Consider the following 23144-nt stretch of genomic DNA (forward strand, 5'->3'; position numbering starts at 1 on the left):
CGGCCGCGCCGGCCAGGTCCGGGTAGTGCTCCGGCTCAGCCGGCGCAGTGCACGCAGGTACGCGCGGACGGCCGTACCGCCAGCCGCTCCGCGGGGATCGGCAACCCGCACCGCTCACACCTGCCGTAGGTGCCCGCGTCCAGTCGGCTCAACGCGTCGTCCAGGTCGGCGAGGCGTCGCCGGGCGCCGGCCAGCAGCGCGGCGACCTGTGCCCGCTCGAACGCGATGGTCGCGCCTTCGGGATCGTGTTCGTCGTCCGCATTGGAGGACAGGGACGCGTCGATGACGCCGTTCAGGTCGCGGGTCAACGAGGCGATCAGCAGCTCGGTCTCGGCGCGGGCGCGTCGCAGCGCCGCACGGGACGACTCGGCGTCCATGCCGACCTCCACCTCTCCCGATGCTGCCATCACCGTCTCACCGCGACGGCGGTGGCCCTGTGCGGACGTGGCCTAGCCCAGGTCGGGCTCGCCGGTCTGCTCCCACATGGACTTCATCTCCTCGAACGCCTGCTGCATGATCTGCACCATGGCGTCGCGGGCGCGTTCGCCGTCGCGCCGCTGGATCGCCTGAGCCACGTCGGCGTGCAGTTGGAGGGCCTGCTCGTCCGGGTGGTGCGGCATCAGGTGGTAGTGGTGGCGGCCGGTGAGCACCTCGGCCACCAGCTCCTGGAGCTTCACGAACATCTCGTTGCCGGAGGCCACCAGCACCCGCCGGTGGAACTCGATGTCGAGGCTGAGGAACCGCGCCTCGTCCCCGGCCTTCCCGGCGGCCCACATCTTCGCGGCGAGCCCGACCAGGTCGCTCGCCTCGTCGTGGTCGACCCGCGTGGCGGCGAGCAGTGCGGCGTGCGGCTCGACCGCGGTGCGCAGCTCGGTGATGGAGCGCATCTGCGCCATCCGTCCGGCCGAAGCGAGTCGCCAGCGGATCACCTGGGGGTCGAAGACGTTCCAGTCGGTAGCTGGCCTGATCATGACGCCGACCCGGCGGCGGGTCTCGACGAACCCCATGGACGCGAGCACCCGCAGGACCTCGCGGATCACGGAGCGGGAGACCGCGTACCGCTCGACCAGGTCGTCGATGTTGAGCACGGAACCGGCGGCCACCTCGCCGCCGCAGATGGCGGTGCCGAGGTGGTCGAGAACGCGGGCGTGCAGCCCGGCCTCGGCAGGGGCTTGCTGGGCGGGTGCGACCCCTGAGGAGGACTGATCCACGACCCGGAGCATATCAGTTGGAGATCACCTCTTGAATAAGTCAGCTTTTTGGGCCTAGCATCCGGTCGTTAAGCGGACGTTACGACGATGTGGCGCTCCTCCCCTGGGCGGCGGCCACGACAAGAAGGAGAGATGGACGTGCGGCGTCGATCGATAATCGGTACTTCTCTGGCTGTGGTTGCCGCCATGGGCCTGTCGGCCTGCGGCGGCGGTGGCGACGACAGCGGCGCTTCCAAGACGGTCCGGGTGACCCTGGCGAACCACGTGTGGACGGAGAACATCAAGGCGGCCCTGCCCGAGTTCGAGAAGCAGACGGGGCTCAAGGTCGAACTCACCCAGCTCGGCGAGGACCAGCTCTCCGACCAGTACAACGTGAAGCTGAACGCCGGCTCGTCCGACATCGACGTGATGATGTACCGCCCCCTGCAGGAGGGGAAGCTGTTCGCCAAGAACAAGTACCTCGCCGACCTGTCGGACCAGGTGAAGTCGAACAAGGACTGGGAGTTCGCCGACTTCCAGGCCGGCCCGGTGGAGGCCACCTCGTACGAGGGCAAGCCGGTCGGTGTCCCGATCATCACCGAGCAGGAGGTCCTGTACTACCGCAAGGACCTGCTCGTTAAGGCCGGCCTGAGCGCCCCGCCGAAGACCCTCGACGAGCTGAAGGCCGCGGCCATCAGGATCAAGGCCGCTGAGCCGGGCGTCGCCGGGTTCGTCGCGCGGACCGGCAAGTCGCCGGCGGTCACCCAGTTCTCCAGCTTCCTCTACAGCTTCGGCGGTGACTTCGTCGACGGCAGCGGCAAGGCCGCAGTCAACAGCGACGCCGCCAAGCAGGCGTACGCCTACTACGGCGGGCTGATCAAGGACGCCGGCCCGGCCAACGTCAGCACCGACATGGGCTGGCCCGAGGCGATGGCGATCTTCACCCAGGGCAAGGCGGCCTTCTACACCGAGGCCGACTCGCTCTACAAGAACGCCACCGACCCGGCCAAGTCCAAGGTGGCGGACCAGGTCGGCTTCGCGTTGTTCCCGGCCGGCCCGGCCGGCTCCAAGCCGTACAACATCCCGTCCTGGGCGCTGGGCGTCAACGGCAGCTCCGAGAACAAGAGCAACGCCTGGAAGTTCATCGAGTGGGCCACCGGCAAGGAGCGGACCCTCGCCCAGCAGAAGGCTGGGGTGCCGAGCGCCCGTACCTCCGTCTGGGCCAACCCGGAAGGTACCGCGACCTACCCGAAGGACCTGGTCGAGGCGATCGCCACCAGCACCAAGGACGGCGTGGGCCACGACCGCCCGCTGGTGGTGAAGGTTGCCCAGGCCCGCGAGATCGTCGGCCAGCCGATCGTCGACGCGATCGCCGGCAAGGACGCCGCGGCCGCCGCCGACACGGCCAACGAGGCCTACCAGAAGTTCCTGGACGACGAGGCCAAGTAAGCCACGCGGGTGGTGGGGCCCCCGGTCCCACCACCCGCGTTTCCCCGCCGGCCCGCCCCTCCCCGGAGATCCCATGGCAACAGTCACCACCCCCGCCCGAGCGCCCGGCAGCGCCTCGGCCATGCCCGCCACGCCTGGCTGGGCACGCTGGGCCAACGACCACCGCAAGTGGCTCTTCGCCGCGCCGGCGATGGCCTTCGTCGCCGCGCTGATCGTCTTCCCGCTGGCCTGGACCGGCTACCTCAGCCTCACCGACGCCGAGGGTTCCGTCCGCGCCGAGAGCGAGTTCGTCGGCTTCCAGAACTACCTCGACGTGCTGTCGGACACCGACCGGTTCTGGCCCGCCGTCGGGCGGACCGCCGCGTTCACCGTCGTCGCGCTGCTCTTCGAGGTGGTCCTCGGGATGGCGGTCGCGCTGCTGCTGTGGCGGCCGTTCCGCGGCCAGAAGTGGGTCCGGGTCGCCATCCTGATGCCCCTGGTCGCCACCCCGGTCGCGGTCGGCATGATGTGGCGGCTCATCTTCGACCCCAACATCGGCCTGGCCAACCAGCTGCTCGGCTGGGTCGGCATCGGTCCTCAGCCGTGGCTCGCCGGCCAGCACTCGGCGCTGCCCACCGCCATCTTCATCGACGTGTGGCAGTGGACGCCGATGGTGGTGCTGATCCTGCTCGCCGGGTTGACCTCGCTGGCGGAGGAGCCGCAGGAAGCGGCCCGGATCGACGGCGCCAGCACGTGGCAGCGCTTCCGGCACGTCACCCTGCCGCTGCTGATGCCCACGGTGGTCGTGGCGATCCTGCTGCGCGGCATCGACGCGCTGAAGACGTTCGACATCCTCTACGCCACGAAGGGTCGCGGCGGCGGGTCGTTCCACGAGGTCGAGACCCTCAACGTCTACGCCTACGGCCTCAGCTTCGACTACAACGAGTACGGCGTCTCGTCGGCCGTCCTCATCATCTTCTTCCTGATCATCATCGGGTCGATGTGGGCCCTGACGGCCCGGCGCAAGGAGGCGCAGCGATGAAGCCCCGTCCCCCGTACCGGGTGTTCCGGGTGGTGGCACTCGCCGTCGTGGTGCTGTCGCTGCTCGCGCCTCTGCTCTGGATGATCGCCGCGTCGTTCAAGACGAACGTCGACATCTACGACACCGGCAAGGCGCTGGCCTTCTCCCCCACCCTGGACAACTACGCCACGGTGCTCAAGCGGGCGAACTACGTCCAGTTCATCGGCAACAGCCTGTGGGTGGCCTTCGCCGCGACCGTGGCGTCGCTGATCCTGGGCGTGCCGGCCGCGTACTCGATGAGCCGGTTCAACATGCGAAAGTCCGCGCTGGTGGTGCTGATGGCCCGGGTCATCCCCGGCGTCTCGCTGCTGGTCCCCTGGTACTACGTCTTCTCCAACCTGAAGATGGTCGGCGGCTTCGGCGTGCTCGTCCTCAGCCACATGTTCGTGTCGCTGCCGCTGGTCGTCTACATCATGATGGGCTACTTCGACGGCCTGCCGGAGGAGTTGGAGGAGGCGGCGCTGGTCGACGGGCTGACCCACATCGGCGCGTTCCGGCGGATCACGCTGCCGCTGTCCGTGCCGGGCATCGCCACCGCCGGCATCCTGTCGTTCATCTTCTCCTGGAACAACTTCATGTTCGCCCTGGTGCTCTCCGGCGCCGACACCAAGACGCTGCCCGTCGCCATCTTCGACTTCGTGGGCTACGCCAGCATCGACTGGGGCGGGCTGATGGCCGCCGCCACCGTGGTCACCCTGCCGATCATGCTGATCGCCCTGTTCGTGCAGAAATACGTGGTCTCCGGGCTCACCGCCGGCGCGACGAAGGGCTGACCGGTCATGACGACAATCGCACGCATCGAGACCTTCCTGGTCGCCCCCCGGTGGCTCTTCGTCCGCGTCGAGACCGCCGCCGGGATCGTCGGCTGGGGGGAGGCCACCTGCGAGGGGCGCTCCGAGACCGTCCGTACCGCGGTCGAACAGCTCGGCGAGCTGCTCATCGGCCGAGACGCGCTGCGGATCGAGGACCACTGGCAGGTGATGACCAAGGGCTCGTTCTACCGGGGCGGCCCGATCCTGGCCAGCGCCGTGTCCGGCCTGGACCAGGCGCTGTGGGACATCGCCGGCAAGCACTTCGGTGCTCCGGTGCACCAGCTGCTCGGCGGTCCGGTCCGCGACCGGATCCGGGTGTACGGGTGGATCGGCGGCGACGAGCCGAACGAGGTCCGCGACCACATCGCCGCCCAGGTCGAGGCCGGGTTGACCGCGGTCAAGATGAACGCCTCCGGCCGGATGAGCCCGATCGCCTCCGTGGCGGAGCTCGACGGTGTGGTCGCCCGGGTGGCCGCGGCCCGCGAGGTGCTCGGCGACGATCGCGACGTCGCGGTCGACTTCCACGGCCGGTTCACGCTGGCCAACGCCCGGCGCGTCGCGCCGCTGCTGGAGCCGTACCGGCCGCTGTTTTTGGAGGAGCCGGTCGTCCCGGAGAACTCACACCTGATCGGCGACTTCGTCCGGTCCACCACCACGCCGGTCTCCACCGGCGAGCGGCTCTACAGCCGGCAGGAGTTCCTGCCCGTACTCCAGGCCGGGATCGCGGTCGCGCAGCCGGACCTGTCGCACGCCGGCGGCATCACCGAGGTACGCAAGATCGCGGCGCTCGCCGAGGTGTACGACGTGCAGCTCGCCCCGCACTGCCCGCTCGGGCCGATCGCCCTGGCGGCGTGCCTCCAGGTCGGCTTCGCCACGCCGAACTACCTGATCCAGGAACAGAGCATCGGGATCCACTACAACCTCGGCGCGGAGGTGCTCGACTACTGCCTCGACAAGACCCCGCTGACCTTCGTCGACGGGCACGTCGAGCGGCTCACCGCGCCCGGCCTGGGCATCGAGATCGACGAGCAGGCGGTCCGTGCCGCGGACAAGCGCGGCCACGCCTGGCGCAGCCCGATGTTCCGGCACCCCGACGGCTCCTACGCGGAATGGTGACCATGACCCTCGACCTCACCGCCGAACTCGCCGCCACCCGCCTGCTGGCGGTCATCCGCGGCACCGACACCGCCGCCGCGATCGCCGCCGGCACCGCCCTGCTCGCCGAGGGGGTACGGGTGGTGGAGGTAGCCCTGACAACGCCGGGGGCACTCGACGCCATCGCGGCGATCCGGGCGGCCGCCCCGGTCGGCTCACTGGTCGGCGCGGGGACGGTGCTCACCCCGGCGTCGGTCGCCGACGTGGCGGCGGCCGGCGCGCAGTTCGTCGTCACCCCCGCCGTCGTCGACTCCATCCCCGAGGCGGTCCGCCGTGGGCTGCCGGTGGCCGCCGGGGCGCTCACCCCGACCGAGGCGCACACCGCCATCGCGCGGGGCGCCGCCGTGGTGAAGCTCTTCCCGGCCTCGGTGGGCGGGCCGGCGTACCTCAAGGCGCTGCGCGATCCGTTCCCGGACATCCCGTTCGTCGCCGTCGGCGGGGTCGGCCTGGCCGAGCTGCCGGGCTACCTCGCCGCCGGCGCGATCGCCGTCGGTGTCGGCGGCCCGCTGGTCGGCGACGCCGCCTCCGGCGGCGACCTCGACGCGCTGCGGGAGCGAGCCCGGGCCTACCTCGCCGCGCTGTCATGACCGCCGTCGACCTGCTCACCTTCGGTGAGGCGCTGGTGTCACTGCGGTCGGCGGGTCCGCTGGCCGCAGGTGGCGACCTGACCATGCACCTCGCCGGGGCCGAGGCCAACGTGGCGATCGGGGTGGCCCGGCTGGGCCATCGGGCGGCCTGGGCAGGCCGGGTCAGCGATGACGAGCTCGGCGGGTACGTGCTGCGCCAGTTGCGCGCCGAGGGCGTGGCCGTCGACCACGTGACTCGCGATCCGGACCGGCCCGCCGGGCTGATGTTCCTGGAGCGGCGTACCGCCGACCTGACCCGGGTGGTCTACCACCGAGCGGCGTCGGCCGGCTCCGCGCTGGGCGTGGACGACCTTCGTCCGGCCCTGGCCACGGGCGCCCGGGTGCTGCACCTGACCGGCATCACCCCGGCGCTGTCCGACAGCGCCCGCGAGGCCACCCGGTGGGCGGCGGAGACCGCGTCCCGGGAGGGGGCACTGGTGTGCCTCGATGTCAACCACCGGGCGAAGCTCTGGACCCGGGACGACGCCCGCGCGGTGCTCGCCCCCCTCGCCGGGTACGCCTCGGTGGTCGTCGCCTCCGCCGACGAGCTGGACCTCGTCGGTGAACCGGGCGCGGACGAGCCGACGACGGTGGCCGGGCTGCTGGCGCGAGGAGTGGCGACCGTGCTGGTCAAGCTGGGGGCCGACGGCGCCCGCGCGTACACCCGCGACGGCCTCCGGCAGGTGGCGGCGCTGCCGGTCACGGCGGTGGACACCGTGGGCGCGGGTGACGCCTTCACCGCCGGCTACCTCTCCGGTCACCTGGACGGACTCGACCTCGCCGGGCGGCTGCGCCGCGCGGTCACCCTCGGGGCCTTCGCCGTCGCCGGACACGGCGACTGGGAGTCCCTGCCGCGCCGCGACGAACTGTCCCTCCTGGACGACCTGCGGCCCGGCCACACCCTTCGCTGACACCATCCCTGAGAAAGGCACCTGCGTGAAGATCGTCGCAGCGGACGTCGTCGTCTCCAGCCCCGACCGCAACTTCGTCACCCTCAAGATCACCACCGACGAGGGGTTCACCGGGTTGGGCGACGGCACCCTCAACGGGCGGGAGCTGTCCGTCGCCTCCTACCTGGCGGACCATGTCGTGCCCCTGCTGATCGGCCGCGACCCGCACCGCATCGAGGACACCTGGCAGTTCCTGTACCGCTCGGCGTACTGGCGGCGGGGCCCGGTCACCATGGCGGCCATCGCGGCCGTCGACGTCGCCCTGTGGGACATCAAGGCCAAGGCCGCCGGGATGCCGCTCTACCAGCTGCTGGGCGGCGCGTCGCGCACCGGGATCATGGCGTACGGCCACGCCTCCGGGCGGGACCTGCCGGAGCTGTTCGACTCGATCCGCCGGCACCTCGACCTCGGCTACCGGTCGATCCGGGTGCAGACGTCCGTCCCCGGCATCAACGCCGTCTACGGTGTCGCCGCCCAGCCCAGCATCGACGGCAGGCGGTACGACTACGAGCCGGCGCAGCGCACCCCGCTGCCCGCCGAGGAGGACTGGGACACCCGCTCCTACCTGCGCCACCTGCCCGGCGTCTTCGAGGCGGTCCGCAACGAGTTCGGCCCGGAGCTGCCGCTGCTGCACGACGGCCACCACCGGATGACCCCGATCCAGGCCGCCCGGCTCGGCAGGGACCTGGAGCCGTACGACCTGTTCTGGTTGGAGGACTGCACCCCGGCGGAGAACCAGGAGGCGTTGCGGCTGGTCCGCCAGCACACCGTCACCCCGTTGGCCATCGGCGAGGTCTTCAACACCGTGTGGGACTACCAGACCCTGATCCGGGAACAGCTGATCGACTACGTCCGCTCCGCCGTCACGCACACCGGTGGCATCACCGCCATGCGGAAGCTGCTCGACTTCGCCGCGCAGTACCAGATCAAGTCCGGCATCCACGGCCCGACCGACATCTCACCGGTCGGCATGGCCGCCGCACTCCACCTCGACCTGGCCATCCACAACTTCGGCATTCAGGAGTACATGCCGCACGGCGCGCTCACCAACGAGGTGTTCCGGCAGTCGTTCACCTTCGCCGACGGTTACCTCCACCCGGGCGACCAGCCGGGCATCGGGGTCGAGCTCGACGAGGCGGCCGCCGCCCGGTTCCCGTACGTGGCGGCGTACCTGCCGTTCAACCGGCTCAAGGATGGGACGGTCCATGACTGGTGAGCGACCCGTGGTCGCCGGTGGCCTCGGCGGATCGCCGACCCGGCACGTCGTGGTGATGGGCGTTTCCGGTGCCGGCAAGACGACCGTGGCCCGGGGGATCGGGGACCTGACCGGACTGGCGTTCGCCGAGGCGGACGAGTTCCACTCCGAGGCGAACGTGGCGCGGATGCGCTCCGGCGTACCGCTGGACGACGCGGCCCGCTGGCCCTGGCTGCACGCCCTCGCCGACTGGATGGCTGCCCGCGGCGCCGAGGGCGTGTCCACGGTGCTGGCCTGCTCGGCCTTGAAGCGGTCGTACCGCGACGTGCTGCGCCAGGGGCCGCCGACGGTGGACTTCGTGCACCTGGACGGGCCGGCGGAGGTCATCCGGGAGCGGCTTTCCCGTCGCGCCGGGCACTACATGCCGGCGAGCCTGCTGGAATCACAGCTGGCGACGCTCGAACGGGGCCATCCGGACGAGGCGCTGCTGGTGCTCGACGTCTCCCTCCCCCCGGACGAGCTGGCCTCGGCGGCCGTCGAGCGACTCGGCCTGCGCACCGCCACGTCGTTGGGGACCGGCTAGCCGGCCCGGGCTCCGGGGGCAGCGCCAGGTCCGCCCGCCGTCTACTGTGCTCGCTCATGCAGACCGAACCGATGGTGATCGCCGGAGTCGACGGGCCCGTGGCGGTCGAGGTGAATGCGCTGGGCAGTCCACGGGTGCTGGTGGACGGTGTCCCCGGGAGCGGCCGCCGGAACGTCTTCGAGCTGCCCGCGGTGGGCGGCGGGACGGTCCGCGCCAAGGTGAGGGGCAACCTCCTCGACGCGTACCCGGTCATCGAGATCGACGGGGTGAAACACCGGACGGGGCCGGAGACGCCGGCCGCGCTCCGGATCCTGATCCTGCTCCCGTTTCTCCTGGTGATCACAGGCGGACTGATCGGCGGGCTCTTCGCCGGAGTCGGCTTCGTCGTCAACCACTCGATCGCCCGAAGTGACCGATCGATTGCCGCCAAGGCGGTCCTGATGATCATGACGGGGCTGGGCATGGGCCTGGCGTACCTGGTCCTGGCCGGCGTCATCGTGGCGGCTTAGGCCCAGCCGGCGTTGACCCCCCGCGGCTGGTGGCCGGCACCCGCAGGGCGTACGACGGTCAGTCCCGGCGGTCCTCATCCGGCGTCGGAATCTCCTGGTTCTGCTCCAACGCGTCCGCCGGGCTGACGTCGTCGCGCATGGCATCGGCCACGCCGCCCAGGTCGCTCGGCGGCACCAGGACGCCCTGCTCCGCCAGGTCCGCCTCGGACGCCTCCGGGACGGCGTCCGACACCGCGTCGGTGGGGCCCACCACGGTCTCGTCCTGCTGTTGTTCCTGGGCGTCCGCCTCGGTCGCCCGGCCCAACGGGTCAGCGTCGTCCCGGTCCACAGCCATCTCTGTCCCCTCGATCGACCGTCAGGCCTGACGCCGGACGAACGGCGCGGTCTGGTCGGCGACGTCGCCGTACTCCGCAGGCAGCTGGGTGACCACCTGTTCATAGCCGCTGGGGCCCAGAGCGTCGCGCAGGACGCCGAAAACGGCCGTCACCCCGTCCCTCGCCCGGTCCGCGTCGAGGTCCGCGCGTCCGCTGACCCGGTCGACGAACACCTCGAGCCCGAACCGTTCCGCGGCCTCGCTGCCGCCGAAGGCGTACGCCCGCAGCGCTTCGGGAAGCTGGTCGGCCAGGTCGCGCGCCTCGCCGCCGTCGATCCGTTCGGCCAGGGTGGTGAGCGTGGCCCGTGTGACGGCGGTGGCCTGCTCCGACGACATGCCGGAACGCGTCGCCACCAGGCCGAGGAACTCGTTGTCGTTCACCGTGCGGCCTTCCTCTCGCCGTTGGGCCAGGCGAATTCCCAGGCTCAACGTCCGCAAACGAGCTCACGCTCGACCTCGACCAGACCTGAAGTGACCCTGAAGACCCCGTTCGCCCCGAGGAAGGCTCACCGGGCCCTGGTGAGCTGAGTGCGGTACGCGCGCGGCGAGTGCCCGGTGGTCCGTTTGAACGCGACGCTGAGCGCGCTCTCCGAGCCGTAGCCGACGGCCCGGGCGATGGTGGCGACGGTGTCGTCGCCCCGGCGGAGCCGGTCGGCGGCGAGCTCGATCCGCCACTCGGTGAGGTACTCCAGGGGGCCCTTGCCGACCACGTCCTTGAACCGGGACGCCAGCGTCGACCGGGAGACGGCGACGACCTGGGCCAGCTCCGCCACGGTCCACGGGTGCGCCGGCCGGGCATGCATCTCCCGCAGCGCGGCGGCGACCGTCGGGTCGGCGAGGCCGGCCAACCAGCCGGCGTCGGGCCCGGGGCCGCGGGCGAGATGCAGGCGCAGCATCCGGACCAGCATGACGACGGCGAGGCGCTCGGCGACGAGGGTGGCCCCCAGCGGCCTCCCCCGCAACTCGGCGTCGAGCTCGTCGAGCGCCCACCGCACGGTGCCCGCCTCCGGCGCGGTGTGCGGCACGTGGATGAGCGGCGGCAGGCTGTCCAGCAGCAGGGCGCGGGCCCGCTCGGTGAAGGTGAACGCGGCACCGATGAGGAAGACCTTGTCGCCGTCGCCGACGCGAGCCACGCCGTCGCCGGCCGCGACGAAGATCGGGTACGCCGGCTCGGTCGGCAGGTCCGGGTCGCTGGCCAGGGTGAACGCCACGGGCCGGGTCAGCAGGAAGCAGTCACCCTCGGCGAGGTGGACGGGATCCGGCACGCCGTCCACCCGCAGCCAGCACGAACCGCGGCGGACGGCGTTGAACTTGGCCCCGGCCGGTGGCGGAAACTGGACCGCCCAGCGACCACCGGCGACCAGCCCCGCCGACACCTCACTCGTCGCGTCGAGCAGAGCCAGCACATCCTCCAGCGGGTCCACCCGCAACCTCCTCTGGACGCCCACGAAAGAGCGGCGGACGCTGAACCATGGGCGGTCCAGGCAGGCCGTTCGTAGCGTTGCCATCATGACAGCCACCACCCGCCTGACCACGCCGTTCACCGCCCGGGCGACGGCCACGGAGATCCTCGAGGGCGTCGACCTCACCGGGCGCCGGATGATCGTCACCGGCGGCGCCTCGGGCATCGGCGCGGAAACCGTACGCGCCCTGGCCGGCGCCGGCGCCGAGGTCACCGTCGCCACCCGCGATCCCGGCCGCGCCGCCGCACTGATCGAGGAGTTCGCCGGGCCCGGACGGGGCAGCGTCCGGGCTGCCGCCCTCGACCTGGCCGACCTGTCGTCGGTCGACGCCTTCGTCGCCGCCTGGGAGGGCCCGCTGCACGCGCTGGTCGCCAACGCCGGCGTCATGGCGGTCCCGACCCGGCAGCTCACCGCGGAGGGTTGGGAGATGCAGCTCGCCACCAACTACCTCGGCCACTTCGCGCTCGCCCGCGGCCTGCACGAAAACCTCCGCGCCGGTACGGGGCGGGTGGTGGTGGTCAGCTCCGGGGCGCAGCTGCGCCGGGCCGTCGACTTCGACGACCCGCAGTTCGAGCGGCAGCCGTACGAGCCGTGGGCGGCGTACTTCCAGTCCAAGACCGCCGATGTCCTGCTGGTGGTCGGCATCGCCCGGCACTGGGCCGCGGACGGGATCACCGCCAACGCGGCGAACCCCGGCTACATCATGACCAACCTGCAGCGGCACCTCGACGACGACACGTTGCGCTCGTTCGGGGTGACGATCGACGAGGCGGGCAACCGGACGGTGCCGGACTACTTCAAGACCCCCGCCCAGGGCGCGGCGACGTCCGTGCTGCTGGCGGCGTCGCCGCTGCTCGAGGGCGTCACCGGCCTCTACTTCGAGGACAACCAGGAGGCGTCGGTCGTCCCGGGCGGCCCGGAGCCGATGACCGGGGTGGCCGAGCATGCCGTCGACCCCGCGGCCGCCGACCGGCTCTGGGCGTACGCCGAACAGGTTCTGGCTTCCCGCTGAACGCGCGAGAGGCGCCGGCCGGGCGGCCGGCGCCTCAGCCCTCGATGTCGACGATGACCTTGCCGGCACCGGTGCCGTCGGCCACCAGCCGGTGGGCGTCCATGACCGTGTCGAGCGTGAACGGGTGCGGGTCCAGTCGTGGACGCAGCGCACCGGCGTCGGCCAGCGCCGCAACCTCGCGCAGGATCTCCCCCTGGTGTTCGCGGCCGCGCCCGGTCAGCATCGGCAGCAGGGTGAACACCCCGGAATAGGTTGCGCCACGGAACGACAGCGGCGCGAGCGAGTGCGACCCCCAGCCCAACGCGCTGACGACGTGCCCGTGATAGACCCGCACCGCCGCGAACGACGCGTCGAGCGTCGCGCCGCCCACGTTGTCGGCGACGATGTCGAAGCCCTCGCCTCCGGTGTACCTCCGCACGTACTCCTCGACGCTGGTCGAGGTGTAGTCGATCGGCACCGCGCCGAGGCTCTCGATCACCGGCAGGCTTGCCGGCGCGCCCGTCGCGTACACCTCGGCGCCTCGTGCCCGGGCAAGTTGCACGCCCACGTGACCGACGCCGCCGGCACCGCCGTGCACCAGCACCTTCTGCCCGGCGCGGACCCCGGCCCGGTCGACCAGCCCCTCCCAAGAGGTGATCGCCGCCAGCGGCAGCGCGGCGGCCTCACGCATCGACAGCGTCCGCGGCTTGTGCGCCAGCAGCCGGGCGTCCACGGCGGCGTACTCGGCCAGCGAGCCCTGCAGGTCGCCCACCCCACCGCAGAGCCCGTACACCTCGTCCCCCGGATCGAAGCCGGTCACCCCCGGGCCCACCGCGGCGACGACGCCGGCGAGGTCCAGGCCGAGCACGGCGGGCGGCTGGACGCCGGCGTGCGCGGCCTTTCCCGCCTGGATCTTCGTGTCGAGCGGGTTGACCCCGCTGGCGACGACCCGCACGAGCACCTCACCGGCGCCGGCGGCGGGTTGGTCGACCTCCTCGACCCTCAGCGGAACGCCGAACTCCCGCAGCACTACAGCACGCATGAATGCCACACTTTCCGTTACCGAGGCGTCACGGGGACGCTACTTGACTGAATTGCCGCCCAGGCGGCTTCCTTGGCGTCCTGCACGACCGAGCGGTCCTGCTCGAGCCGTCCACGCGTCATCGCTCCGTCGATGAGCAGCCCGAGGTGGTTGGCCAGGCGGGCCGGCTCCGACACCCCGGCCTGCTCGCACAGTCCGGTGATCCAGGCCTGACGACGGCCGGTGTGGGCGAGGGTTATCGCCCGGGCCGGTGAGGCGAGCGGGGACTCCACGGCCGCGCTGACGAACGGGCAGCCGAAGAAGCCATGCCGGTCGAACGCGTCCAGCAGGGCGTCGAACAATCCGACGAGCTGGTCGGCCGGGTCAACACCGGCGCGCTCGGCGGCCGCCTGCAACTGCCCCATCCACGACTCGTCCGTCGCGCTGAGGTAGGCGGCGACCAGATCGTCCTTGGAACGGAAGTGCACGTAGAGCGTCGACTTCGAGACCCCGGACGCGGCCACGACCTCGTCCACCCCCACACCGCGCAAACCGTGTGCGTAGAACAGCTCGGCGGCGGCATCGAGGATGCGCTGCACCGACTTGGTCCGGCGAACCTGCGTCACCATGACCCTCACCCCCTTATTCGAACAAACTAGTTCGTTCGAATAAGGGGTCGCCAGTGTCCTGCGCCACTATGGGGTTCGCGCGCCTGTACGGCCGCGCCGCCAGCGCGAGGATGTCGATCACCCGACCGTCGGCGATGGCGTGCCCGCCTCCCCCAGCGACCGGGCGGACCAGCCACAGCAAGTCGGTGGCTCGGCATCGGGCGACCCCGCTACGGTGCCCGGATGAGCATCCTGCCCGGCGCGACGAGGAAGTCGTTCGTGGGCCGCGACCTTCGGCACCGCACTCTGGACAGGCACTCATTCAAGTTCTGTGACTTCCGCGGCGCCGACCTCCGGGGTGCATCCCTCCGGGGCGCTCACTTCGCCGGCTGCGATCTGCGAGATGCCGACCTGCGTGACGCGGACCTGTCCTACGCGCAGTTCAGCTACGTTTCGACGCACGATCCGCAGTACGGGCGCACGGACGTCACCGGGGTCCGGTGGGACGGGGCCGACCTTCGAGGCGTCACCGCTGAGCGCGTCATCGGGTGGCCCGATGGCCTGTCAGCACAGCCTTCCTACCGCGCATCCTCACGCTGAAGAGCGAAACCGGGCGACCCAGGCGGACGAACGCCTAGATCGCGCGGGATCACCGGATGCTGACCGGAAGGTAGGTCTCCTTTCTCGACGGCGTGGGCGAGGCGAGCGGCGACGGCCAGCCGGCTGGCACCCTTGTGAGATCGACGTCGATCATCCTGTCGGTACGTGTCGCCACAATGCAGCCCATGGGTTCACGTCTGGGCACGGTGGTCGTCACGGGTGCGGCGGGTCGGATCGGTTCGGCGGTCCGCGAGCACCTGCGCGACGAGGTTGGCCAACTCGTGCTGGTCGATCGGGTGCTGTTGCAGGCGCAGTCGCCGGTGGAGCGGGCGATCCAACTGGATCTGGCAGACCTGGCGGCGTTAGCAGCTGCGCTGGAGGGTGCGGACGCCGTGGTGCATCTGGCCGGGCTGCCGGATGAGGCGCCGTTGGCCGACCTGCTCGACAGCAACGTGTTGGGCGCCTACCACGTGTTGGAGGCTGCTCGCCGACAGAGAGTCGGACGAGTTGTCCTGGCGAGCAGCAACCGGGTCACCGGCTTCTACCCGGTCGGGCAGGTCGTCGTACCGGAGGCGCCGGTTCGGCCGGACGGGTTCTACGGGGTGAGCAAGGTTGCCGTGGAAGCACTCGGGCGTCTGTACGCTGACAAGTTCGGGCTGTCGGTGGTGTGCCTGCGGATCGGAAGTTTCGAGGACGAGCCGACCGAGGCCCGACATCTGGCGACGTGGTTGAGTCCACGCGACGGCGTCGGCTTCATCCGTGCGGCCATCACGGCGCGCGACGTTCACTTCGTCGCCGCCTATGCCGTTTCGGCCAACACCCGCAGATTCTGGGATATCGGCGCCGGGGCACAGCTCGGCTATCAGCCGGTGGACGACGCGGAAAGCCGTGCCGCGAAGGTGCCCGGTTCGGACGCTCCCATCGACGCCGACGCCTTGCAGGGCGGAGCCTACGCCAGCCCTGAACACTCCCTGCGGTACGTCGAGACGCCGCCCTGCTGAAGGACGGGCAGCTGTCCGACCGGCGCCATCCGCTCTTTTCCCTTCCGCAGTGCCCCATGACGACGCCGTTGCGTGAGCGCCTCGACGGAACACTCCAAGCTGGCCATCCCCGCCGGCAACTACGACGACCCCGACCAGTGGCGGACCCCGCTCACGGTGCTGGAGCGGGTCATCCTCTCCGCAATGGCCTGACGGCGCGCGCCCGACGGCCAGCCGCATGGACAGGTATCTGGGCCACCGTCACCTCGGCACATTCCTCAGTTCATCGACGCGCTGAAGCGCCACCCGCGTGGTGTCCGTACCGGCGGGCAGCAGCGGCAGCCGTACCGCCGCGGTCGGGATGCGGCCCTGCGCGTGAAGGACGGACTTGATCACCGCCGGGTTGGGTTCGGCGAACAACGCCGCCGACAGCGCGGCGAGCCGGTGGCCGAGTCGTCGCGCACCATCGACGTCACCGGCATGCCAGAGCGCGATCAACTCGACGAAGTCGACGGTGGCGACGTGCGCCGAGGCCAGGATGCCGCCGTGCGCGCCGAGGGCGAGCAGCGGGGAGATGAACTGGTCCTCGCCGCCGAGCACCGCGAAATCAGGCCGGATGTCGGCGAGGAAGTCGACGGTGTCCGCGTCGATCCCGCCGACAGCGTGCTTGATCCCCACGACACCGGGCAGGCCGGCGAGCAGCCGCAGATCGTCTGCGCAGAGCTGCTGTCCGGTGCGGTACGGGACGTGGTACACGACCAGCGGCACCGGGCTGGCCTGGGCAAGGTGGCCGAAGTGGGCGAGCACGCCCGCGCCACCGGGACGGAGAAAGGGAGGCACCAGGCAGAGGGCCGCCGTCACTTCGGGGCGTTCGCCCAGCGCTCGCAGCGCCTCGACGCTGTTGGCGCCGACCAGCAGCTGCGCGCGGCGCTCGCGGCATACCGAGGAGAGGACGTCGAGCACCTCGCGTCGCTCCTGGTCGCTGAGTGCGGCCGGCTCCCCGGTCGTGCCGAGAGCGACCACACCGGTCGCTCCGGCATCCAGCGCCTGGTGGACGAGGGCCGTCAGCGCTTCGAGGGCGACACCCCCGGACGCGTCGAACGGAGTGATCAACGGGACGTACACGCCGGTCAAGGTCATGCCTTCACCCTGCGCCAACTATCGGTGAAGGACCAGTTCCGATTTCTCAACAAATACGTAAGCTGAGCTGATGCTTGACGTTCGCCGTCTGCACCTGCTGCGGGACCTGGCCCGCCTCGGCACCATCGCTGCGGTCGCCGAGGCTCACGCCTACACGCCCTCCGCGGTCTCCCAACAGTTGGCTGCGCTCCAGCGAGAAGCAGGCATCCGGTTGCTGGAACGCGCGGGCCGCCGGGTGGGCCTCACCCCCACGGCCGTTGCGCTCGTGCAGCACACCGAGGTCGTTCTCGCCGCACTCGAAGCGGCGGACGCGACACTGGCAGCCGCCCGAACCGGCGTACACGGAACGGTTCGCATCGGGGCCTTCCCCAGTGCCGTACGCACCCTGCTGCCGGCGGCCCTGGTCGCCCTGGCCCGCGATCACCCCGCACTCGACCTCATGGTCACCGAGCTGGACCCGGTCGCCATGCCCGCCGCGCTGCTCGACCGACGGCTCGACGTCGCACTCCTGCACGACTACGACATCACGCCGGTCGCCCCCGCCCCTTCGCTGGACTCGACTCCGCTGTTGGAGGAGACCGTGTTCCTCGCCGCGCCCGTCGACGCGGACAACGACACGGACGGCGACCCGCTCCAAGAGGTCCGCGACGCGGACTGGATCGTCGGCAGCCCCGGCACGCTCTGCCATTCCGTGGCCGTGCACGCCTGCCAGCTGGCGGGCTTCACTCCGTCGGTCCGTCATCACGCCGACGACTTCACCGCGACGCTCGCGCTGGTCGCCGCCGGCCAGGGCGTCGCCCTCGTCCCACAACTCGCCCTCACGCAGCCGCTCCCGCGGGTCCGGCTCCGCCCGCTGACCATTCGTCGCCGCACCCGCATCACCTACCGCAAAGGCGCGGGCGTCCATCCCGCCGTGGTCGCCTGCGTCGCGGCGCTCCGCGCCTCCACCAGCACCTTCCTCGCCGAACGACCGACCGGCCAGGATGACCGCCCCTGGTCGACAGCAACGAGCGGTTGATCTTCCAACCCTTGCCTGCGTCATCACCTGCTGCCGCCGACTCCAACACTCACAGAGTCAGGAGTTCTCCGTGCAGTCGTCGCCGACGCGCCCGGTGTGGTGCATGCGTGCGGCGAACTCCGCCCCACGCTCGTGCGGCGCGGCGACGAACACCATGAGGAATGCCGGCGCTTTCGACGACATTCGAGGCGGCCTCGCCGCCAAAGAGGGTGAAGAAAGTCCCCGTTCCGCGGCTGCATCCGTAGGCCGACGGGAGGTCGTCCGTCCAGCGGACGATCAAGGGGAAGGGAGGTAACCACTCCCTGCCAGCTTCAACATATACCGCACCGGGGGTCTTGCGGCAAGACCCGGGTCGTGCCGCAGAATTGCCGGCCGAGGCCAGAACCTACGGAAATGAGAGTCGCGAAATGCGTGTGTTGTTGTCGACGATCCCGTCGCGCGGGAACGGGGTTTCGTGCTGACTGGCACGTGCAGAAGAAGCCGCCCAACTTCTTTGCCAGTGCGGGCACTGGCACGACTGTGAAATCTCGCTAGGACAGGGTGACGTCACTCTTCCTCGACCACTTCGGGGTGGCGGCGACCGGGGGCGGCAGCGCCAAGGTGCCCGACCTCGAGACGCTGCCCGCGCCGGCCCTCGCCGCGATCCGGGACATCTACGCCACGGCGACCTCGGACCTGTTCCTGGTGTCCGCGCCGATCGCGTTCCTCGCCGTGCTCGCGGTGGTCTTCATCAAGGAGAAGCCGCTGTCGACCCTCACGGGCGACGAGTGCCGCGCGCGGGAAGCGGCGGCGGCACCGCACTGAGTCGATGCGATCCCGTGTGGCAGGCCGCCGCGCACCCGTCTCCCACTACCAGCGACCTCAGATCGGAACTGACGACGTGGACCCTGCGACCAACAGCGTGTTCGACCTCTCCGACCACCTCTCGCCCAAGGCCGACCCGACGCTGATCGCCCGCGACGAGCAGCACTTCGCGGCCATCGCGGCGAGCCTGGCGCAGCTGCTCGCCGACCTGTCCGACCGCCTCGATGCCCAGCGCAAGGCGCCCGGCGGCAAAGGCCGGCAGGCGGTGGAGCGGGACATGGAGGTCCGCCGGCTGGCCGCTCGCCTGCGCGCCCTGCGTCGCTTCGGTGTGGACCTGTGCATCGGGCGCATGGTCAGTGCGGACAACCCCGAGCCCGTGTACGTCGGACGACGTGGCCTCACCGACAGCGAGGGCCGCCGGCTGTTGCTCGACTGGCGCTCCCCCGCGGCTGAGCCGTTCTTCGGAGCGACCCACGCCAACCCGATGGGTCTGGCAAGCCGCCGCAGGTATCGCTGGACCCGCGGCCGGATCAGCGACTACTGGGACGAGGTGTTCACCTCGGACGGGTTCGTCGGGCACGCCGCGCTCGACGACCAGTCCGCCTTCATCGCCAGCCTGGGCGGCAACCGGTCGGCCCGGATGCGCGACGTGCTCGGCACCATCCAGGCCGACCAGGACGCCATCATCCGCGCGGGATCCCGCGGCGCGCTCGTCGTCGACGGCGGTCCGGGTACGGGGAAGACCGTCGTCGCTCTGCACCGCACCGCGTACCTCCTCTACTCCGACCCTCGCCTGGATCACCGCCGGGGCGGCGTGCTGTTCGTCGGTCCGCACCAGCCCTATCTGGCCTACGTCTCCGACGTCCTGCCCAGCCTCGGCGAGGAGGACGTGCAGACCTGCACCCTGCGGGACCTCGTCGCCGAGGGAGCCGCAGCAGCGACCGAGACCGACCCGGACGTGGCCCGCCTGAAGTCGTCCGCGGACCTGGTGAAGGCGATCGAGACGGCCGTCAGGTTCTACGAGGAGCCGCCGGCCAAGGGAATGACGGTCACGATCGGCGAGTCCGACATCCGGCTGAGCGCCGACGACTGGGCCGAGGCGTTCGAGGCGCGCGGACCCGGTACCCCGCACAACGAGGCGCGGGACGAGATCTGGGAGGAGCTGCTCACGATCCTGATGGAGAAGTACCACGGCGATGAGCCGGATGACCTGGTCCGCAGGTCGCTGCTGCGGAACAGGGAGCTGCGCACGACCTTCCACCGGGCCTGGCCGCTGCTCGAGGCGGCCGACCTCGTCGGAGACCTCTGGTCGGTGCCCGCCTACCTGCGCAAGTGCGCTCCCTGGCTCAGCCCCGACGACGTCCGGACGTTGCAGCGCGCAGACCCCCAGGCCTGGACGGTGTCCGACCTGCCACTCCTGGACGCGGCACGGCAGCGGCTCGGCGACCCGGAGGCGTCACGGCGCAACCGCCGGAACGAGGCCGCTGTCACCGTCGAACGCGAGCGCATGGCCACGGTCATCGACGACCTCATCGAGGCCAATGCCTATGACGACGGTGAAGGTCTGCTGACGATGCTGCGCCAACAGGACCTGCGGGACGCCCTGGTCGACGAGGCCGCACTGCCGAGCGCTGATCCGGATCTGCTCGCCGGCCCGTTCGCGCACATCGTCGTGGACGAGGCGCAGGAACTGACCGACGCCGAGTGGCAGATGTTGCTGCTCCGCTGCCCGTCCCGGAGCTTCACCATCGTCGGGGACCGCGCCCAGGCCCGGCACGGGTTCACGGAATCGTGGCAGGAACGGCTCGAGCGGATCGGGCTCGACCGGATCAACCTGGCCTCGCTGAGCATCAACTACCGGACGCCGGAAGAGGTCATGGCGGAAGCCGAGCCGGTCATCCGGGCCGTGCTCCCGGACGCCAACGTGCCGACCTCCATCCGCAGCAGCGACGTTCCCGTCGTACACGGATCTGTTTCTGATCTGAGCTCGATCCTCGACGCCTGGCTCGCCGCCCACGCCGAGGGGGTCGCCTGCGTCATCGGCGATCCCACCTTCCGGGCGACGTCCCGCGTCCGGTCGCTGACACCGGAGCTGTCGAAGGGACTCGAGTTCGACCTGGTCGTCCTCATCGACCCGGAGGCGTTCGGCTCAGGCATCGAAGGAGCGGTCGACCGCTATGTCGCGATGACCCGAGCGACCCAGCAACTCGTCATCCTCACCAGTTCCTGACACCGTGATCGCCGCCTGACGATCATGGGGACCACTATCGGAGTGTCGCCGGCCGGGGCACGCGACCATCTCTACAGGGTGCGTGCCACGGCCACCGGATGCGTGGTCACTTGGCGGCCCGGCGGACACATTTCAGGCGGACGCGGTGGCGTCGTCGTGCGCCAGCGAGCTGGACAGTTCGCGGTAGGCGTCGGCCTGGGCGAGGAGTTTCTTGGCCTTCTGCTCGAGGACGTCGACGGCGTCGGCGCCAGCGGCCCAGCGCAGCGGCGGCTCGTCCTGGCTCGCGAGCTGAACGAGCGCCCTGGCGAGCTTGGTGGGGTCGCCGCCCTGCTGGCCGTTCATGGCGTTCCAGGCGGTGACCGTCTGCTTGGTGCGCTCGGCGTAGTCGTCGATCGAGGGCCCGGCGTAGCTCGTCGACTCCTGGGTGAGCAGCTCGGTACGGAAGAAGCCGGGCTCGACGAGCATCGTGCGGATGCCGAACGGCGCGACCTCCGGGGTCAGCGACTCGATCCAGCCCTCGACGCCGAACTTCGACGCGGCGTAGGCGGTGCAGAACTCCTGCCCGACCAGACCGGCGGTTGACGAGATCGCCACGACGAGCCCCGAATGCTGCTTACGCATGACGGGCAGCACCGCGCGGGTGACGTTCAGCGGGCCGAACAGGTTGGTCTCCACCTGTGCCCGGAAGTCCTCCGGGCTGATCTCCTCGAAGAAGCCGGCGTAGAAGTTGCCCGCGTTGTTGACCAGCACGTCGATGCGGCCGAACCGGCTCACCGCAGCCTGCACGGCGGCCCGGGCGTCGGCGGGATCGGTCACGTCGAGCTTCACCGTCAGCAGGTCGTCGGACGCACCGACGGCGTTGGCGACCTTCTCCGGATTGCGGCCGGTGGCGACAACCGCGTGTCCAGCCGCAAGGGCAGCCTGCGCGATATCCACGCCCATGCCCCGCCCGGCACCGGTCACAAACCAAACCTTCTTGGCACTCATATCCTTTTCGCCCTTCATTGTCTTGATTAGGCAGATACCCGCCGGCGTGATCCGTCATCGCGTTGGTCCCGCGGGGCGGGTCAAGAACCATGAAACTCGCGTCGGAGCCGGTCGGGGAGGCACTGGTCAAAGGTGTACTGACAGGGCACCCCATCGGCGCCGGGAGCTGCCTAGCCTGGATGCCGTGGACAACCGCAGCGAGATCCGCGACTTCCTGACCTCCCGCCGGGCCAGGATCACCCCTGAGCGGGCCGGGCTGACGTCTTACGGGAGCCGTCGGGTGCCGGGGCTGCGCCGCGCCGAGGTCGCGCAACTGGCCGGGGTCAGCGTCGAGTACTACTCCCGCCTCGAACGCGGCAACCTCACCGGGGTCTCCGACAGCGTGCTGGACGCGCTCGCCAGGGCGCTGCACCTGGACGAGGCCGAACGGGCCCACCTGTACGACCTCGCCCGCACCGCCGGCCCGGCAGCGCGGAACCGTCGCCGGCCCGCGCCGCAACGCGTGCGTCCCAACGTGCAACGGCTGCTCGATGCGATGACCGAAGCGCCCGCCGTCGTCATGAACGGCCGCGCGGATGTTCTCGCCGCCAACCAGCTCGGCCGAGCCCTCTTCGCACCCGTCTTCGCCGGTCCGGCTCGGCCGCCCAACTTCGCGCGGTTCAACTTCCTCGACCCCCGCGCGAGGGAACTCTGGGCCGACTGGAACCGGGCGGCGGACGACACCGTCGCGCTGCTGCACGCCCAGGCCGGCCGGGATCCCTACGACAAGACGCTGACCGACCTCATCGGGGAGCTCTCCACCCGCAGCGAGGAGTTTCGCACCCGCTGGGCCGCGCACGACGTGCGCCTGCACCGCACCGGAATCAAGCACTTCCGACACCCGGTCGTCGGCGAGCTGCACCTGACCTTCGAGGTGCTGGAACTGGGCGCCGACGACGGCCTGAGCGTGGTCGCCTACGGCACCGAACCGGGCAGCGCCTCCGAAGACGGACTACGCCTGCTCGCCAGCTGGTCAGCAACACAGAACCAAGACGCCGGCACGGACGCCATCAACCAGTCCCGGTAAACCGCCGGGGCGCGAATGGGAGCCTGCCACGAGAGCCACCCATCACGTACGGCGACTGTTGAGGCTGGTTGAGGACGCGACCTGTAATCAGTAGTGAGCGAGGACCTGCGTGACAGGGTGGCCGAGAAGGGCGCCCACCTGGGCGAGTTCCTGGGCGTCGAGTTCATACTTCGCACGCGTCGGGTTCATCGCACTGACCTCGAATCGGGCGAAGCCCACCGGCCAGTCGTAGCGCAGCGCGTCCAACGAGACCACCGCACCGCAGCACGGTGGAGCGCCGTTACTGCGCCGTGAGTGGGTGCGTCCTCCATGAAACCGGCCTGGCAGTGGAGGG

Annotated in this window: 26 protein-coding genes; 16 read left to right on the forward strand and 10 right to left on the reverse strand. The window is 70.7% G+C overall.

Annotated elements, in window-relative coordinates; translation table 11 throughout:
- Positions 1-35: 35 nt before the first annotated feature.
- Together V6U81_RS19130 and V6U81_RS19135 are read right to left on the reverse strand one after the other, a co-directional pair.
- Positions 36-407 (reverse strand): TraR/DksA family transcriptional regulator, encoded by a 372-nt coding sequence (locus tag V6U81_RS19130; RefSeq protein WP_334491148.1) that lies wholly within the window; start codon positions 405-407, stop codon positions 36-38.
- Positions 408-449: 42 nt separating this feature from the next.
- Positions 450-1211 carry a FadR/GntR family transcriptional regulator gene (locus V6U81_RS19135; protein WP_334491149.1) on the reverse strand — a complete coding sequence of 254 codons (762 nt, stop codon included), beginning with the start codon at positions 1209-1211 and terminating at the stop codon, positions 450-452.
- Between the two features lie 186 nt (positions 1212-1397).
- Here V6U81_RS19135 and V6U81_RS19140 point away from each other — a divergent pair, with 186 nt between their 5' ends.
- The 9 genes from V6U81_RS19140 (at position 1398) to V6U81_RS19180 (ending at position 9529) form a co-directional block, all read left to right on the forward strand.
- Entirely contained in the window at positions 1398-2639 is a 1242-nt protein-coding gene (locus tag V6U81_RS19140) for an ABC transporter substrate-binding protein (protein WP_334491150.1), read from the forward strand.
- Between the two features lie 73 nt (positions 2640-2712).
- The gene (locus V6U81_RS19145; protein WP_334491151.1) at positions 2713-3660 is read left to right on the forward strand and encodes a carbohydrate ABC transporter permease; all 948 of its coding nucleotides are present in this window, start codon (positions 2713-2715) and stop codon (positions 3658-3660) included.
- Complete coding sequence (locus V6U81_RS19150) at positions 3657-4472, forward strand: carbohydrate ABC transporter permease (RefSeq protein WP_334491152.1); 816 nt, start codon at positions 3657-3659, stop codon at positions 4470-4472. Before V6U81_RS19145 ends, V6U81_RS19150 begins: the two co-directional genes overlap by 4 nt.
- Positions 4473-4478: 6 nt before the next feature.
- Positions 4479-5627: a galactonate dehydratase gene (dgoD, locus tag V6U81_RS19155; protein ID WP_334491153.1), complete on the forward strand. Its 1149-nt coding sequence runs from the start codon at positions 4479-4481 to the stop codon at positions 5625-5627.
- A 2-nt stretch (positions 5628-5629) separates the two neighbouring features.
- Positions 5630-6253 carry a bifunctional 4-hydroxy-2-oxoglutarate aldolase/2-dehydro-3-deoxy-phosphogluconate aldolase gene (locus V6U81_RS19160; RefSeq protein WP_334491154.1) on the forward strand — a complete coding sequence of 208 codons (624 nt, stop codon included), beginning with the start codon at positions 5630-5632 and terminating at the stop codon, positions 6251-6253.
- Positions 6250-7203 carry a sugar kinase gene (locus V6U81_RS19165; RefSeq protein WP_334491155.1) on the forward strand — a complete coding sequence of 318 codons (954 nt, stop codon included), beginning with the start codon at positions 6250-6252 and terminating at the stop codon, positions 7201-7203. The genes V6U81_RS19160 and V6U81_RS19165 overlap by 4 nt, the downstream gene beginning before the upstream one ends.
- 25 nt (positions 7204-7228) lie before the next feature.
- On the forward strand, positions 7229-8458 hold the full coding sequence (manD, locus tag V6U81_RS19170) for a D-mannonate dehydratase ManD (protein WP_334491156.1): 1230 nt from the start codon (positions 7229-7231) through the stop codon (positions 8456-8458).
- Complete coding sequence (locus V6U81_RS19175; RefSeq protein ID WP_334491157.1) at positions 8448-9020, forward strand: gluconokinase; 573 nt, start codon at positions 8448-8450, stop codon at positions 9018-9020. The genes manD and V6U81_RS19175 overlap by 11 nt, the downstream gene beginning before the upstream one ends.
- A 56-nt stretch (positions 9021-9076) precedes the next feature.
- Positions 9077-9529: a hypothetical protein gene (locus tag V6U81_RS19180; RefSeq protein ID WP_334491158.1), complete on the forward strand. Its 453-nt coding sequence runs from the start codon at positions 9077-9079 to the stop codon at positions 9527-9529.
- Positions 9530-9587: 58 nt separating this feature from the next.
- On the opposite strand, the gene V6U81_RS19185 is transcribed toward V6U81_RS19180, so the two are convergent.
- The 3 genes from V6U81_RS19185 to V6U81_RS19195 all read right to left on the reverse strand — a co-directional run bounded on the left by V6U81_RS19185 (position 9588) and on the right by V6U81_RS19195 (position 11326).
- Positions 9588-9863 (reverse strand): hypothetical protein, encoded by a 276-nt coding sequence (locus tag V6U81_RS19185; protein WP_334491159.1) that lies wholly within the window; start codon positions 9861-9863, stop codon positions 9588-9590.
- 21 nt (positions 9864-9884) lie between these two features.
- Positions 9885-10283, reverse strand: a complete 399-nt coding sequence (locus V6U81_RS19190) for a DUF2267 domain-containing protein (protein ID WP_334491160.1) — start codon at positions 10281-10283, stop codon at positions 9885-9887.
- Positions 10284-10408: 125 nt separating this feature from the next.
- Positions 10409-11326 carry an AraC family transcriptional regulator gene (locus V6U81_RS19195; RefSeq protein ID WP_334491161.1) on the reverse strand — a complete coding sequence of 306 codons (918 nt, stop codon included), beginning with the start codon at positions 11324-11326 and terminating at the stop codon, positions 10409-10411.
- Positions 11327-11411: 85 nt separating this feature from the next.
- Here V6U81_RS19195 and V6U81_RS19200 point away from each other — a divergent pair, with 85 nt between their 5' ends.
- On the forward strand, positions 11412-12377 hold the full coding sequence (locus tag V6U81_RS19200; RefSeq protein WP_334491163.1) for an SDR family NAD(P)-dependent oxidoreductase: 966 nt from the start codon (positions 11412-11414) through the stop codon (positions 12375-12377).
- Positions 12378-12411: 34 nt separating this feature from the next.
- Here V6U81_RS19200 and V6U81_RS19205 read toward each other — a convergent pair whose 3' ends face one another.
- Together V6U81_RS19205 and V6U81_RS19210 are read right to left on the reverse strand one after the other, a co-directional pair.
- Positions 12412-13398 (reverse strand): zinc-dependent alcohol dehydrogenase family protein, encoded by a 987-nt coding sequence (locus tag V6U81_RS19205; protein ID WP_334491165.1) that lies wholly within the window; start codon positions 13396-13398, stop codon positions 12412-12414.
- Between the two features lie 17 nt (positions 13399-13415).
- Positions 13416-14006: a TetR/AcrR family transcriptional regulator gene (locus V6U81_RS19210; protein ID WP_334491167.1), complete on the reverse strand. Its 591-nt coding sequence runs from the start codon at positions 14004-14006 to the stop codon at positions 13416-13418.
- Between the two features lie 222 nt (positions 14007-14228).
- On the opposite strand from V6U81_RS19210, the gene V6U81_RS19215 reads away from it, so the two are divergent.
- Positions 14229-14585 carry a pentapeptide repeat-containing protein gene (locus V6U81_RS19215; protein WP_334491169.1) on the forward strand — a complete coding sequence of 119 codons (357 nt, stop codon included), beginning with the start codon at positions 14229-14231 and terminating at the stop codon, positions 14583-14585.
- Between the two features lie 185 nt (positions 14586-14770).
- On the forward strand, positions 14771-15586 hold the full coding sequence (locus V6U81_RS19220) for an NAD-dependent epimerase/dehydratase family protein (RefSeq protein ID WP_334491170.1): 816 nt from the start codon (positions 14771-14773) through the stop codon (positions 15584-15586).
- A 240-nt stretch (positions 15587-15826) separates the two neighbouring features.
- On the opposite strand, the gene V6U81_RS19225 is transcribed toward V6U81_RS19220, so the two are convergent.
- Positions 15827-16705, reverse strand: a complete 879-nt coding sequence (locus tag V6U81_RS19225; protein ID WP_334491172.1) for a dihydrodipicolinate synthase family protein — start codon at positions 16703-16705, stop codon at positions 15827-15829.
- Between the two features lie 70 nt (positions 16706-16775).
- On the opposite strand from V6U81_RS19225, the gene V6U81_RS19230 reads away from it, so the two are divergent.
- From V6U81_RS19230 to helR, 3 genes are all read left to right on the forward strand, one after another.
- Entirely contained in the window at positions 16776-17723 is a 948-nt protein-coding gene (locus V6U81_RS19230) for a LysR family transcriptional regulator (protein ID WP_334491173.1), read from the forward strand.
- Positions 17724-18263: 540 nt separating this feature from the next.
- Entirely contained in the window at positions 18264-18527 is a 264-nt protein-coding gene (locus V6U81_RS19235; RefSeq protein ID WP_334491174.1) for a hypothetical protein, read from the forward strand.
- A 4-nt stretch (positions 18528-18531) separates the two neighbouring features.
- Positions 18532-20757, forward strand: coding sequence for an RNA polymerase recycling motor ATPase HelR (helR, locus tag V6U81_RS19240; protein ID WP_334491175.1), 2226 nt, complete (start codon positions 18532-18534; stop codon positions 20755-20757).
- Positions 20758-20889: 132 nt separating this feature from the next.
- Here the strand turns inward: helR and V6U81_RS19245 are convergent, their stop codons facing one another.
- Positions 20890-21762: an SDR family oxidoreductase gene (locus V6U81_RS19245; protein WP_334491176.1), complete on the reverse strand. Its 873-nt coding sequence runs from the start codon at positions 21760-21762 to the stop codon at positions 20890-20892.
- 166 nt (positions 21763-21928) lie between these two features.
- Between V6U81_RS19245 and V6U81_RS19250 the strand changes: the two genes are divergently transcribed.
- Positions 21929-22810, forward strand: coding sequence for a helix-turn-helix transcriptional regulator (locus V6U81_RS19250; RefSeq protein ID WP_334491177.1), 882 nt, complete (start codon positions 21929-21931; stop codon positions 22808-22810).
- Between the two features lie 87 nt (positions 22811-22897).
- Here V6U81_RS19250 and V6U81_RS19255 read toward each other — a convergent pair whose 3' ends face one another.
- Positions 22898-23056: a hypothetical protein gene (locus V6U81_RS19255; RefSeq protein ID WP_334491178.1), complete on the reverse strand. Its 159-nt coding sequence runs from the start codon at positions 23054-23056 to the stop codon at positions 22898-22900.
- Between the last annotated feature and the right edge of the window lie 88 nt (positions 23057-23144).

The organism is Micromonospora lacuserhaii (assembly GCF_036902735.1).
GTDB lineage: Bacteria > Actinomycetota > Actinomycetes > Mycobacteriales > Micromonosporaceae > Micromonospora.